This is a genomic window from Arthrobacter sp. P1_A5 (assembly GCF_056406825.1).
Map to the genome: position 1 here is coordinate 1 of NZ_JBFTZL010000109.1, position 12,920 is coordinate 12,920.

The following is a 12,920-nucleotide window of genomic DNA, read 5'->3' on the forward strand; positions in this document are numbered from 1 at the left end:
GATGCCCGGTAGATCTGTGGATGCCCGGTAGATCTGTGACGGCCCGGGCCAGCGGTGCGGGTCGCCCAGGGCGCCGCCGTAGTTGCCGGCGCGGACCACACCCCAGCCCGGGGTCGTGGTGAGCGTCKCGAACGGGCTCAACGGAAGCAACCGGGCGAACTCTGCCTCGGATGCGTCGATCTGCGCGGTGAGCTCGGTCAGCAGGTCCAGATCGGCGGCCAGCACCTGCCGGGCCACGGCTGCGTCCGCCGTGGTCAGCGCGTCGCGGGCGGCACGGACGAGCCGTTCGGCCAGCGGCTGCCGAACGTGGAGGCCGCGGACGGCGGCGAACCGGATGAACCGGGCGGTGCCCAGCGCGGCGAGCCGCTTCGGGTCGGTGAATTCAGCAGCGATGAGCCTTCCCACTTTGGTGCCGAGCACGTCCGGCAGGACCAGCGTCAGCCCGGGGAAGGCCCGGTCCAGCTGGCCCAGCAGCTGGGACCAGCTCGGTGATCGCTTCCAGATCCAGGGCATCGGTCTTGATGCGCCGGCGTCCCTGGACCCTGCGCTGCTCGGCCACGTGCGCGGGATTCAGCTCCAGAACCTGCCAGTCCGCGGGCCACACGGACGGGGTGAGCAGCGGCCGGTGGTAATGCCCGGCAGCTTCGATCCCGACTCTCACGGGAACATCCATCCCGGCCAGCCTGCTTTTGATCAGAGTGAGGATCCCGTCCAGGCCCCGTCCGGTCATCTCGAAGTCCACCGGACCCAACAGGCGGTGCCGGGCGGCATCGGTGACCGACAACGCGACCGTCCTCTTGCCAACGTCGACAGCAACAACAACGGGTGAATCACCGGTCACCACGCCCTGAACAGACATAACAAACACCTCCGAAGGTGTCGGGAGGATCCCGCGGATCAACCTCAGGTCCTCAAAGGAATCTGATACATCCCGTCCTGACATCTCCGGAGGTGTTTGTGAAGGACAGACTCAACTCATATCAGCTGTAGAGCTCGCTCTTGGGCGCGTTGTTCTTGACCTTCTGCCAGCCCAGCCACAGCACCAGGGCGAAGAACGGAACGGTCGCCAGGGTCCACAGGCCCAGGTGGAAGACCTCGCCCGTCTTGCTGGTCATGGTGTCGAAGCCGATCAGCACGGTGATGGCCAGCAGTGCGACCAGCCCGGCCCAGCTGGTCCACGGCGAGCCCGGCATGGGCAGGCTGGAGACGCGGCCCTTCTGGTGGCGCAGCGCGATCTGGCTGGCGAAGATGGCGCCCCACGTGAAGATCACGCCTATCGAGGCGGTGTTCAGCGCGAGGTCGAAGGCGTGCGAGCCGCCCAGCCAGATGTTCAGCATGATGCCCACGAGGTAGAAAGCGGCGATCGCAAGGATGGCCGCGTACGGCACGTGGCGCTTGGACATCTTGGTGAGCCACTGCGGGGCATGCCCGTTGTTGGCCATCGTGCGGAAGACACGGCCGATCGAGTACAGGCCCGAGTTGCAGGAGGACAGCGCGGCGGTGATGACGATCATGTTCATCACGTCGCCCACCCAGCCGAGGCCCATCTGGCCAAACACGGTGACGAACGGGGACACGCCGGCCTTGTACTGGTCCGAGGGCAGCAGCATGGCCAGCAGCAGTACGGAACCGACGTAGAACACCACAATGCGCAGTACGACGGCGCGGATCGCCTTGGGCACTTCGCGCTTGGCGTTCTGCATCTCGCCTGCGGTGATACCGACGAGTTCGATGCCGTTGTAGGCGAAGATCACGGCGTTGAGCACGAGGACCATGACGAGGGCGCCCTTGGGGAACATTCCGCCGTCGTCGGCAAAGAGGTTGGTCACGGAGGCGTGGCCATCGCCCACCTTGGCGTTGGTGACCACCATAAAGGTGCCAACGGCCAGGAAGATCAGGATGGCGCCGACCTTGAGGCAGGACGCCCAGAATTCAAACTCGCCGAACGCTTTGACGCTGAGCAGGTTGACGGCCACGAGCAGGGCGAGGGCGGCAATCGCGGAGGCTTCCACCGGCACGTTGGGGAAGAAGAACTGGAAGTACAGGCCGATCGCGATCAGTTCGGCGATCCCGGTCATGCCCCAGTTGATGAAGTACATCCAGCCGGAGAGGAAGGCGCCCTTCTTGCCGAACATTTCGCCAGCGTAGCTGACGAAGGAGCCCGAGGTCTGGCGGTACATGATGAGCTCGCCCAGTGCCCGCATGAGCAGGTAGGCGATCACGCCGGCGATGGCGTAGGAGAAGATCAGCGCCGGGCCCGTGGAGGCCAGGCGTCCGCCGGCGCCCATGAACAGGCCGACGCCGATCGCGCCGCCCATCGAGATCATCGTTACGTGGCGCCCGCTCAGGGTCTTCTTATAGCCCTCGGCGCTGAGGGTCGAGTCGACGGCGGATTCCGCGGGCGCGCTCTGGAGTTCTGTGGGGGTAATTGATGGCACAACGGTTCCTTGTAGGTCGGATTATGGCCGGGACGGGACCGGGATTCGGTTACATTCCATTCGGGTTTCTGCCCGGTGGGACAGCAAGATGTACCGAACCTCACAAGGAGTCAAACCCTCGCGCGGCTCATCCATCGTACTGGAATTCCCGGACCGGCCGTGACGCGGGCAACAGCAGTTCGGCGCTATCCCTAATTAATGACACCTAACCTGCCAAATGGCCGAATAATGTTCTATTTGATCCGCGCCAGCTCCGGCGAATCGTTCTGCTATGCCAGGGCGCCGTCCCGCATCGTGTACCGGAGCCAGTTCCCGGCGCCGTTTCCGTGCCCGGTTTCCTGCCTGGCGCCGTGCCTTGTTTCTCGGCTCGTTCCTCGCCTGGCGCAGGTGCTGAACCACTCACCCAGCGCGCGGTCGTGGCTGACCATGACCAGTGTCCCTGCGAACTCGGACAGGGCCGCTTCAAGCTGTTCCACCAGCACGGGCGCCAGGTGGTTGGTGGGCTCGTCCACCAGCATCGTCCCGAACCCGCCCAGCAGGAGCCGGGCCAGCGCCAGCCTGCGTTGCTGCCCAGCGGAAAGGCTGCCCACCGGCACGTGGAATTCGCTGGTTCGGAAGAGCCCCAGGCGCAGCAGCGCCTCGGCGTGCTCATCGATGTTGCCGCCCAGGCCCGCGGCAAAGGCGGGCAGGAGCCGCAGTCCCGGGCGCTGCGGGAGTTCCAACTCCTGCTGCAGGTAGCCGATCCGGCCGTGCCTGACCACTTTGCCCTGGGCCGGTTCCAGCGTGCCGGCGAGGACGGAGAGCAGCGTGGACTTCCCGGCACCGTTGGGGCCCGTAATGAGGATCTTCTGGCCGGCTTCCACCCGGAAGTCCGTGGGTGCCAGCCGGCCGGGCACCGCGACCCCCTTCGCCTCGAGCGCCGGGCCTTCGGCCACGTCCGCCCGCAGATCCGTTGCCAGTTTCAGGGGCACCGGGGGACGGTCTATGGGGTTTGCCTCCAGCCGGCGCAGACGCTCCTGGGCGTTGCGGACCTTGCTGGTGGCCGCCTTCTGCCACGTGCCGGCCTTGAAGTCGAACCCCATCTTGTCGCCGTCGCGCTGGCGGGCGTAGCCCATCTTGCCGGCAACCGTGTCCGCCTGGAGCCGTTCGGCCGCCATCGCGTCCAGCCACCCGTGGTACTGCTGTGCCCAGCGCTGGCGCTCGGCAGCCTTCTCGCGCAGGTAGCCCTCGTAGCCGTTGCCATACCGGTTGACCGACCGGCGCTCGGCGTCGACCTCAATCACGGTTGAGGCCACTTTGCGCAGCAGCACGCGGTCGTGGGAGACCACCACCACCGTGCCGCGGTGCGCGGCCAGCCGCGCCTCCAGCCAGGCCGTGCCGGACGCGTCCAGGTGGTTGGTGGGTTCGTCCAGGAGCAAAATGTCGGCGGGATCGGCGAGAACGCAGGCCAGCGCCACCCGTTCCTGTTCCCCGCCGGAGAGCGAGCCCAGTGTCCGCATCCGGTCCAGCCCGCCCAGGCCGAGCCTGTCCAGCGCCGCTTCCACCCGGGATTCCGCGGCGTAGCCTTCCCGGAGCTGGTACTGCGTCTGCAGGTTTCCGTAGCGCTCCAGTTCGTCCGCTTCCGCGCCGGCCAGCCCGTCCTCCAGGCGGTCCAGCTCGGCCTCCAGCGCGCGGAGCGATTCCAGTGCGGCATCGATCGCGTCGCTGACAGTGAACTGCTCCGGCAGGCCATGGGTCTGGGCGAGGTAGCCCACGCGGCCGTGGCTGACGGACGTGCCCTCGTCCGGGGCCTCGAATCCGGCCAGGATCCGCAGCAGCGTGGATTTGCCCGCGCCGTTTTCGCCGACGATCGCCACATGTTCGCCAGCCGTGATGGCAACGTCGACGCCGGCAAAGAGCTGGCGGTCCCCATAGCCGTGGGATACGCCCGAAAGGCGGAGATGTTCGCTCAAGGAGTCCTCGCAGTAGGTGCCAGCCTGCCCGACGGCTTGCGTCCTCAGTATGGCACCGCCGGCCGTCACTGGGCACGGAGGCCCTGAGGCCCTGGGCACTGAGGCGGGTGCCGCCGTCGGGCGTCAGGTCTGCGATGGCGCCGCGGATCAGCTGGACCGCGTCCTCCTGCCTCGGCGCTAGGCTGGGGGCATGGGCACAGCTCTCCGTACACCACCCGCGCCGCAGCCGGAGCTTTACCGGTTCTCCCCGCTGGATTTCATCACTGTTGGACTCTATGTTGCCGTGGCCRGTCTATTCGCTGTGGCGGGCAGCCTGCTGGAGCCGCTGCTGCTGCAGATATCGCCCAATCCTGCGGTGGCGTCCTACGCGGTGAACCTGATTTTCTACGCAACGGTCGGCGTCCTTGCCCTGACCGCCGCGCGGCATGTTGCGGTTCGCGATCTCCGCGTCCTTGCCACAAGGCCCTGGTTCACGGCCCTCATGGTGCCGCTGACCGTCGTGGCGATGCTCATCCTCACCGCGGTTCTCGTGGCCCTCAGCGGACCGGTGCAGACCTCCGCCAACCAGGCCGGCCTTCAGGCGCTCATGCAGCAGGTCCCGGTCTGGCTCATGGTGCCGCTGCTGGTGTTGGTCGGCCCGTTCGTCGAGGAGTACATTTTCCGCCATTTGCTGATCGGCAAACTGAGCCGCAGGGTCAACCTCTGGGTCTGCTGCATCATGTCCGTGGTCCTCTTCGCGGCCCTGCACATCGTGGGCCAGGAGCAAATGACCCTGCAGGTGCTGATGCCGTACCTCGCCATGGGCGCCGTCCTGGTGTTCGTGTACGTCTGGACCGGGAAGAACGTGATGTTCTCCTACTTCGTCCACGCCTCCAAGAACCTCCTGGCGGTCATCTTCATCTACGCCATTCCGCCCGAGGTGCTTGAACAGCTGCAGCAAGTGCAGGGGTAACCGAAGCAAGGCGGCGACGCATGGCACCCGGCTCCCCTCTGGTTGTTCGCCGGCGCATGCGTTATCTTGAGGGCACTTCGCGATGGTTTGGGAGGGCTGGAGCGGCAACCTTGTATTGGGGAGGACTGCCATGAAAGCCCACGCCCACCGAATGTTCGCACTCCCGGCAGCTGCGGCGATGACGACACTTCTCGCGCTGAGCGGCTGCGTGTCCCTTCCCGGCGCCGCACCGACTGCACCGGCTGCACCGGCCACCCCAACGGCCACGTCTGCAGCGCCGGCGACCCCGCCGCCAACCAGCCAGGCGGCCGTCACAGCACCAGACCCGGTCGCTACCGGAAGCCGACAGCCGGGCGGGTGGGCCGGCACCGTCGCGAGTGTCCGCTCCGGAGTAGCAAAGATCAACGTCACGCTGTGCGACGCCGGCGGCGTCGGTACCGGTTTCCTCATCGAGAATGACCTCATCGTCACCGCCGCACACGTCGTGAAGGACCAAGCCGCCATCAGCATCAGCCTCGGAACAGAGATCTCGAGCGCGCAGGTACTTGGAATTGATGAGGCGGCCGACCTTGCCCTTTTGCGCACCGCCCGCCCGGTCAGCGGCCACATCTTCGACTTCGTCAGCGCTCCTCCGGCACTGGGCGAAGACGTGGCGGCGCTGGGCTTTCCCCTGGACGCCGACCTGACCTTCACCGCGGGACGCGTCAGCGGACTGAACCGGGAGCAGACAATCGGCGCAAGAACGGTCAGCAACCTGATCCAGACCGACGCCGCCATCAATCCTGGAAACAGCGGCGGCCCGTTGCTGACCATGGACGGCAAGGTGGCAGGAGTCGTGAGCTCCAAGCGGGCCTGGGTTTTCGGTGCAGGCAGCGAAGGTAACTACAGTGCCGAGGGCACGGCCTTCGCTGTGGATGCCCGCAAGGCTGTCCTCGCCGTCGAGAGCTGGAAGAACCGCACCACTTCGCTGTCCCCGACAAGCTGCGGCCTGCCGGCACCGGCAGACACCAGCGCGATAGACGTTACGGTGGATTCCGATCACCCGCAGGCCGCCAACATCACCCAGAGCCTGGTATTTCATGGCCAGTCCATCAACCGCGGCGCATACGACCTCGCGTTCGCCATACTGACACCCGAGATGCAGGACCGGATGGGTGGACTCGTGACATGGCGGGAGGGGCTCGGCTCGTCGTTCTGGCGCACGCTGGAGGTCGAGGACGTATCCGCTGCCGGGCCCGATCTCACGGCGTCCGTCCGGCTGAGGACCGTTCAGGACGCGCAGCACGGTCCCGACGGGCAGTCCTGCTCGGAATGGAAGCTCGACTACCTGATGACCTGGGATGGATCGATCTGGCGGATCGCGGACTCCCTTACGCCGCAAGGGCCTCCGGTGCCTTGCGGCGCCTGAACCCTACCGCCGCAGGCCGCGACGTCGTAGGTTCTTCCCATGACACTGAAAATCCAGATAGTCGTCGACTGCAAAAACCCGCACGAGCTCGCCGACTGGTGGGCCGAAACCCTGGAATGGGCCGTGGAGCCGCAGGATGAGGCTTTCATCCACTCCATGATCGAGCAGGGCTTCGCGACGGAGGCGGAGACCACCACGCACCGGGGCAAGCTCGTGTGGCGCGAGGGCGCCGCGATCCGCCCGCCCGAGGAACTCGACGCCAAAGCGCCCGCCCACCGCGTTTTGTTCCAGATTGTCCCGGAGGAAAAGACGGTCAAGAACCGGGTCCATTGGGACGTGCGGCTCGCGGGAGGGGACAAGGACGCCGTGCGGGCGGCCCTTGAAGCGCGCGGCGCCACGTTCCTCTGGTCCGCCAACCAGGGGCCGCATTCCTGGCACACCATGGCGGACCCGGAAGGCAACGAGTTCTGCATCAGCTGACACGATTACTAGACTCGGACTGTGAGCAACGAAATCCCCGCCAAGGTATCCGACGTCTTTGACCCCTCCCGGTGGCGCACCGTGTCCGGTTTCGACGACTTCCAGGACATGACCTACCACCGGCAGGTGGAGCGCTCCGCCGACGGGACGGTGGTCCGGGACCTGCCCACCGTCCGCATCGCCTTCGACCGTCCCGAGGTCCGCAATGCCTTCCGGCCCGGCACCGTGGACGAGCTCTACCGCGCCATGGACCACGCCCGGATGACCCCGGACGTGGCCACAGTCCTGCTCACCGGCAACGGCCCCTCCCCCAAGGACGGCGGCCACTCGTTCTGCTCGGGCGGGGACCAGAGGATCCGCGGCCGCGACGGGTACCGGTACGCACAGGGCGAAACGACGGAATCCATCGATCCCGCCCGCGCCGGCCGGCTGCACATCCTGGAAGTCCAGCGGCTCATGCGCACCATGCCCAAGGTGGTCATCGCCGTCGTCAACGGCTGGGCAGCCGGCGGCGGGCACTCCCTCCACGTGGTCTCGGACCTCACCATCGCTTCCCGCGAGCACGGCAAGTTCAAGCAGACCGACGCCACCGTGGGAAGCTTCGACGCCGGCTACGGCTCGGCCCTCCTGGCCCGCCAGATCGGCCAGAAGTCCGCCCGGGAAATCTTCTTCCTGGCCCGTGAATATTCGGCCGAGGACATGGTCCGGTTGGGCGCCGTGAACGAGGCCGTGGAGCACGAACGCCTCGAGGAGGTCGCCCTGGAGTACGCCGCTGACATTGCCCGGCAGTCCCCGCAGGCCATCCGCATGCTCAAGTTCGCGTTCAACCTGGCCGACGACGGCCTGGCCGGCCAGCAGGTCTTCGCCGGCGAGGCGACCCGCCTGGCGTACATGACGGACGAGGCCGTGGAGGGCAAGGAAGCCTTCCTCGAGAAGCGCGATCCCGACTGGTCCGCTTTCCCGTACTACTTCTAAGGCGCGCTGTGACTTCCGGAGCCATGAACATCGAGCCTGCGCTCAAGGCGCTGGCTGCTGCCCTCCACGGCGAGGGACCCGCCGTCGAACTCTCCGCCGGGCCGGACGGCTCGCCGGTGCTGGGATTCCCCGACACGGCCGGCATCGAGGACGCGGCCGTCGTGGTCCGGACCTCCGGGTCCACCGGCACGCCGAAGGCGACCGTCCTGACCGTCGATGCCCTGGCGGCCTCGTCTGTGGCGACAGCCTTTGCGCTCAAGGGCGAGGGCCAGTGGCTGCTGGCCCTTCCCGTCCAGTATGTTGCCGGCGTCCAGGTGCTGGTCCGCTCGCTCTTTGCCGGGACCCGCCCGTGGGTCATGGACCTGTCCGGCGGTTTTACGCCGGAGGCCTTCACCGCCGCGGCGCTGGAGCTCACGGACAAGCTCCGCTTCACCTCGCTGGTGCCCACTCAGCTCCAGCGCCTGCTGGACGCACCCTCMGCCGAGACGCTGGCGGTGCTGCGGCGCTTCAACGCCGTCCTGCTCGGCGGCGGACCCGCGTCCGCGGAGCTGCTCGACACCGCCCGGGACGCCGGCGTGCGGGTGGTGACCACCTACGGCTCGTCCGAGACCTGCGGCGGGTGCGTGTACGACGGTTTCCCGCTCGAGGACGTCCTGGTCCGGGTGGAGGACGACGGCCGCATCCTGCTGGGCGGGCCAACCATTGCCGCCGGCTATCTTCAGGCCCCAGAGCTCTCGGCAGTGGCGTTCATCGAARCCGACGGCGTCCGCTGGTACCGGACCAATGACCTCGGTGAACTGGACGCCGACGGCCGGCTCACCGTGCTCGGCCGGGCCGACGACGTCGTCATCACCGGCGGCGTCAAAGTTTCCGCCGCCCATGTCCAGGCTGAGCTGGAAAAGCTCGACGGCGTGCGGGCGGCTTTTGTCGCCGGTGTGCCGTCCGCAGAGTGGGGCCACGCCCTGGCCGCGTACGTCGCCGTGGCCGACAGTTCCCCGGAAGGGCTGGCGGCGTTCGCCGACCGCCGGAACCAGACCTGGGCACCGTCGCTCGCCGCACTGGCCCCGAAAACGGTGTTGCCCGCCGCGGAACTGCTCATGCTGCCCAACGGGAAACCGGACCGGCTGGGCATGACGGTCCTGCTGGACGCCCTCCATCAGGGAAAATAGACAAGCGCTTCCGGCTTCCGGCCGGCAACTCAAACCACTAACGAGCATTCAACCAACCAACGAGGTACTGACCGTGGCCACAGCCGCACAATGGATCCAAGGCGCCCGACTGCGCACCCTGCCGGCCGCAATCGCACCCGTGCTGATCGGCAGCGCAGCCGCCTACGAGATGGATTCGTTCATCCTGCTGAACGCCGTGCTGGCCGCCCTGGTCGCCCTGCTCCTGCAGATCGGCGTCAACTACGCCAACGACTACTCGGACGGGATCCGGGGCACGGATGAGGACCGGGTGGGTCCGCTCCGGCTGGTGGGCTCGGGCGCGGCCAGCCCGGAGCACGTCAAACGGGCCGCGTTCGCGGCGTTCGGGCTGGCGATGCTGTTCGGCCTGATCCTCGTGATCATCACGCAGGCCTGGTGGCTGATCCTGGTCGGCGTCGGCTGCGTGCTGGCCGCCTGGGGCTACACCGGCGGCAAGAACCCGTACGGCTACCTCGGCCTGGGCGACGTCTTCGTGTTTGTGTTCTTCGGCCTCGTCGCAACGCTGGGCACCACGTACACCCAGGCGGGGCAGCTGAGCCTGGCCGCGATCATCGGTGCGATCGGCACGGGGCTGATCGCGTGCGCCCTGCTGATGGCCAACAACGTCCGCGACATCCCGACCGACAGGAAGGCGGGGAAGAAGACCCTGGCCGTTCGGCTCGGGGACAAGCATGCGCGCGAAAGCTATGTGCTGATGCTGGCCGTCGCGATCCTGCTGGTCATCGTCCTGGCCCCCGCCCGGCCATGGATGCTGATCGTGCTCCTGCTGATCCCCGCCAGCCTCATGCCGTCCTGGCTGATGATCGCCGGGCGGCGCCGCAAGAGCCTTATCCCGGTCCTGAAGCAGACCGGACTAATCAACCTCGGCTTCGCCGCCTTGTTTTCACTCGGGCTCGTCCTCAGCCACGGCTTCTAAGCCTGGGCTCAGGGCCGCGGTCTCCCGGGGCTCCCCGGGGCTGCAGGGGACGAACCCGGGGCTCAGGCCCCCGGTTGCCGGGAATCTTTGGGGCGGTTGTCCGTGCGGACGGCAATGTCGGGGTTCTCGTCCACGAGGCGGTCTTCGGCCTCGGCGTCGGCCACTTCGCCTGCGCTGCGCATCGGCTTGGCCTTGCCCGAGAACCGGTGGTGGAGCGTCGCGGTGGCCGCGTCGCGCTGCTTCTGGAAGAACAGGAAGCTGACGGCGAAGGACATCATTCCGGCGCACAGGGCGGCCAGGAGCACTCCCAGCTGCAGGTAGAGAAAGAGCGCAAACAAGGGCGCAAACAGCGCGAGTCGAATAAGGGTGTATTTGAGGAAAGCCACGCCTCAAGTTTAGCCGCCAGGACGGCGCGCTGCTTCGGCTATCCCGCTCCCCTCGTCCGCGGTCCCGGCAGCCAGCACCCGGGCATAGTGACCGGCGCCGTCGAGGCGCCCGACGGCTAGACTGAAGATATGCTCCGTGTAGTGGTTCCGATCGTCATACTGGCCGTGTTTGTCTATGGACTGGTGGACCTCATCCGCACTGACGCGCGGCTGACCAGGGGCATCTCCAAGACCGCCTGGATTTTCGTGCAGGTCCTCCTCCCCGTGGTCGGCGCCACCCTGTGGTTTCTCATGGGACGCCCCCGCGCCACGGACACCGCACCGGTCGCCTACAGCCACCCGGTAGCGCCCGATGACGACCCCGAATTCCTGCGCAACCTTGAGATCCGCCACCGCAACCAGGCCGAGGCCGACAGGCTCAGGAAGCTCAAGGAAGAACTTGACGCCAAGGACCGCAAGCACGACGCCGGCAACGCGGAAGCCGGCGGCAGCGAAGGCGCCGGCGGTGCCCACGAACCCGGCGACGCCGGAACGCCCGGCACCGACGAGGTCAAGTAACAGTCACGTAGCAGTCCAGTAGCACCGTTCCGTGCATCCATCTGCGTCCGTTCGCCCCAGATGGCCGGAATCCCACGCTCTTAGCGGCCATCTCCGGCAAATGGCCGCCACGGGAAAACAGCTGCCCCTCATTCGCGCCAGCCCCTGCTGCCCACACCACCTCTGGCCATTGTGTACGCGCACCAGGCCCAGACGCCCCTTTCCCATCTCCGGCCGTCCCCCGTCACACCCCGGGCATCCAACTGCGGCCGTTCGCCGCAGATGGCCGGAATCCCACGCTCTTAKCGGCCATCTCCGGCAAATGGCCGCCCCTCATCCGCGACCGCCCCTGCTGCCCACACCGGCCACTCCTCCCCCACACCCTGCCCGCGCTGTGGATAACCTGCAAGCCCCTTCGGCGCGGGCGCAGAATGCCCGTATGCGCCCGCCCAGTGAGCTCCCCCCGCATCTTCGAAACCAGCCCTTCACTGTGGCCGAGGCCCGCACTGCCGGGGTGGGGCGACGACGGACCCGGGCCAGGGATCTCGTCAGCCCCTGTTACGGGGTGCGCGCCACGGCCGCCACCCCGGACAGTCTGCTGAAACGTGTGCATGCCCTGACTGCCGTGACGGGCGCAATCGTGAGCCACCTGTCTGCGGCAGTGTTGTGGGGATTTCCCCTGCCGCAGGCCTTGGAGAACCTGGCTGTCATCCATCTGACGAGTCGGCCGGGCCAGCGGGCGGTGCGACATAAGAATGTGGTGGGCCATCAGCAGGCACTCGAACCGGAGGAGATCGTAGCTGGGGTGAGGGTTAGCTGCACCTCCCCACTGCGGACGTGGTTCGATCTCGCAGGCATACTAGGCCTCGATGACTTGGTGATCGCCGGGGATTTCCTGCTGCGGCGGAGAAATTCATTGACCACGATCCATGAGCTGGACGCGTTCCTCGCCGGGAAGCAAGGCAGGGCGGGCTACCGGCGGGCTATGCAGGCCCGGTCCCTGATACGCGCCGACACGGACTCCCCCAAAGAGACCGAACTCCGGCTGCTCCTGATTCGGCATGGCCTGCCCGAACCCGCAATCAACCTCCCGATGTTCGATGAGACCGGCGGCTGGATCCAGGACCCGGACCTCGCCTACGAAGAAGAAAAGATCGCGATTCAGTACGACGGCGGGCATCACGCCAGTCCGGCCCAGCGTCGCAGCGACATCTTCCGGGATGAGAACGCCAGGGATGCCGGGTGGCGCGTCGTCGTCTTGACCCAATGGCACTTGACCTCGCCCGGCCCTGGGATGGAGCCTGCCGCGGCTACCCGGGTGCGTGCGGCGCTGCTGGAGCGCGGCTGGACTCCCGGCCCAGGCCCGAAGCCCGGGCAACGTCACCGTGCCCGCCCCCAACCGCTCCCACCTGACACAGATGGCCGCTAGTCACGGGGCATAGAGGCCATCTGTGGCAAATCGAGAGAGAGCGGGCCCGCGCAGCCCCGGAAACACCCGCCCGAGGCCCGCAGCCATGCCCAGCGCGCCCAGCTGCCAGCACGCAGATGCCCGCCACGCCACGCCATGCCGCACTGCCATAATCGCCGTGCAGCGCACCAATCTGACGCGGATGGCCGCTAAGCGCCGGCGGGTTCTAACGGTCGTTGCAACACCCAACACTTTGGGAG

The 12,920-nt window shown here is 67.2% G+C and carries 12 protein-coding genes and 1 pseudogene; 8 read left to right on the forward strand and 5 right to left on the reverse strand.

All coding sequences use genetic code 11. The features are described from left to right. The 4 genes and pseudogenes from AC1D1S_RS14240 to AC1D1S_RS14255 all read right to left on the reverse strand — a co-directional run. Window positions 1–513 (reverse strand): hypothetical protein (locus AC1D1S_RS14240; protein ID WP_476994759.1); only part of this gene is annotated, 513 nt, incomplete at its 3' end. Window positions 514–538: 25 nt separating this feature from the next. Next, window positions 539–943: pseudogene (locus AC1D1S_RS14245) on the reverse strand (IS110 family transposase); the annotation flags it as partial. Window positions 944–980: 37 nt separating this feature from the next. Continuing rightward, window positions 981–2,438, reverse strand: a complete 1,458-nt coding sequence (locus AC1D1S_RS14250) for an amino acid permease (protein ID WP_243182114.1) — start codon at window positions 2,436–2,438, stop codon at window positions 981–983. 269 nt (window positions 2,439–2,707) lie between these two features. Further along, window positions 2,708–4,390, reverse strand: coding sequence for an ABC-F family ATP-binding cassette domain-containing protein (locus AC1D1S_RS14255; protein ID WP_476994754.1), 1,683 nt, complete (start codon window positions 4,388–4,390; stop codon window positions 2,708–2,710). 190 nt (window positions 4,391–4,580) lie between these two features. Here AC1D1S_RS14255 and AC1D1S_RS14260 point away from each other — a divergent pair, with 190 nt between their 5' ends. From AC1D1S_RS14260 to AC1D1S_RS14285, 6 genes are all read left to right on the forward strand, one after another. Further along, the gene (locus AC1D1S_RS14260) at window positions 4,581–5,342 is read left to right on the forward strand and encodes a lysostaphin resistance A-like protein (protein WP_476994755.1); all 762 of its coding nucleotides are present in this window, start codon (window positions 4,581–4,583) and stop codon (window positions 5,340–5,342) included. 130 nt (window positions 5,343–5,472) lie between these two features. Then, window positions 5,473–6,750: a S1C family serine protease gene (locus AC1D1S_RS14265; RefSeq protein ID WP_476994756.1), complete on the forward strand. Its 1,278-nt coding sequence runs from the start codon at window positions 5,473–5,475 to the stop codon at window positions 6,748–6,750. Window positions 6,751–6,789: 39 nt separating this feature from the next. Next, window positions 6,790–7,230: a VOC family protein gene (locus AC1D1S_RS14270; RefSeq protein WP_028276406.1), complete on the forward strand. Its 441-nt coding sequence runs from the start codon at window positions 6,790–6,792 to the stop codon at window positions 7,228–7,230. 21 nt (window positions 7,231–7,251) lie between these two features. Next, on the forward strand, window positions 7,252–8,205 hold the full coding sequence (locus tag AC1D1S_RS14275; protein ID WP_243182118.1) for a 1,4-dihydroxy-2-naphthoyl-CoA synthase: 954 nt from the start codon (window positions 7,252–7,254) through the stop codon (window positions 8,203–8,205). Window positions 8,206–8,228: 23 nt separating this feature from the next. Continuing rightward, window positions 8,229–9,374, forward strand: coding sequence for an AMP-binding protein (locus AC1D1S_RS14280; RefSeq protein ID WP_476994758.1), 1,146 nt, complete (start codon window positions 8,229–8,231; stop codon window positions 9,372–9,374). A gap of 73 nt (window positions 9,375–9,447) precedes the next feature. After that, window positions 9,448–10,329: a 1,4-dihydroxy-2-naphthoate polyprenyltransferase gene (locus AC1D1S_RS14285; protein ID WP_079554823.1), complete on the forward strand. Its 882-nt coding sequence runs from the start codon at window positions 9,448–9,450 to the stop codon at window positions 10,327–10,329. A gap of 62 nt (window positions 10,330–10,391) precedes the next feature. On the opposite strand, the gene AC1D1S_RS14290 is transcribed toward AC1D1S_RS14285, so the two are convergent. Beyond that, window positions 10,392–10,715: a DUF4229 domain-containing protein gene (locus AC1D1S_RS14290; protein WP_018775060.1), complete on the reverse strand. Its 324-nt coding sequence runs from the start codon at window positions 10,713–10,715 to the stop codon at window positions 10,392–10,394. Window positions 10,716–10,844: 129 nt separating this feature from the next. Here AC1D1S_RS14290 and AC1D1S_RS14295 point away from each other — a divergent pair, with 129 nt between their 5' ends. Both AC1D1S_RS14295 and AC1D1S_RS14300 read left to right on the forward strand, forming a co-directional pair. Further along, a complete protein-coding gene (locus AC1D1S_RS14295) occupies window positions 10,845–11,273 on the forward strand; it encodes a PLD nuclease N-terminal domain-containing protein (protein WP_476944916.1) in 429 nt (142 codons plus the stop codon). Between the two features lie 895 nt (window positions 11,274–12,168). Then, entirely contained in the window at window positions 12,169–12,681 is a 513-nt protein-coding gene (locus tag AC1D1S_RS14300; protein ID WP_476994757.1) for a hypothetical protein, read from the forward strand. The last annotated feature ends 239 nt before the right edge of the window (window positions 12,682–12,920 follow it).

Excerpts from the sequence above, each read along its gene's own strand:
- AC1D1S_RS14265 (WP_476994756.1), top strand. The coding sequence starts at position 5,473 with ATGAAAGCCCACGCCCACCGAATGTTCGCACTCCCGGCAGCTGCGGCG.
- AC1D1S_RS14270 (WP_028276406.1), top strand. The coding sequence starts at position 6,790 with ATGACACTGAAAATCCAGATAGTCGTCGACTGCAAAAACCCGCACGAG.
- AC1D1S_RS14295 (WP_476944916.1), top strand. The coding sequence starts at position 10,845 with ATGCTCCGTGTAGTGGTTCCGATCGTCATACTGGCCGTGTTTGTCTAT.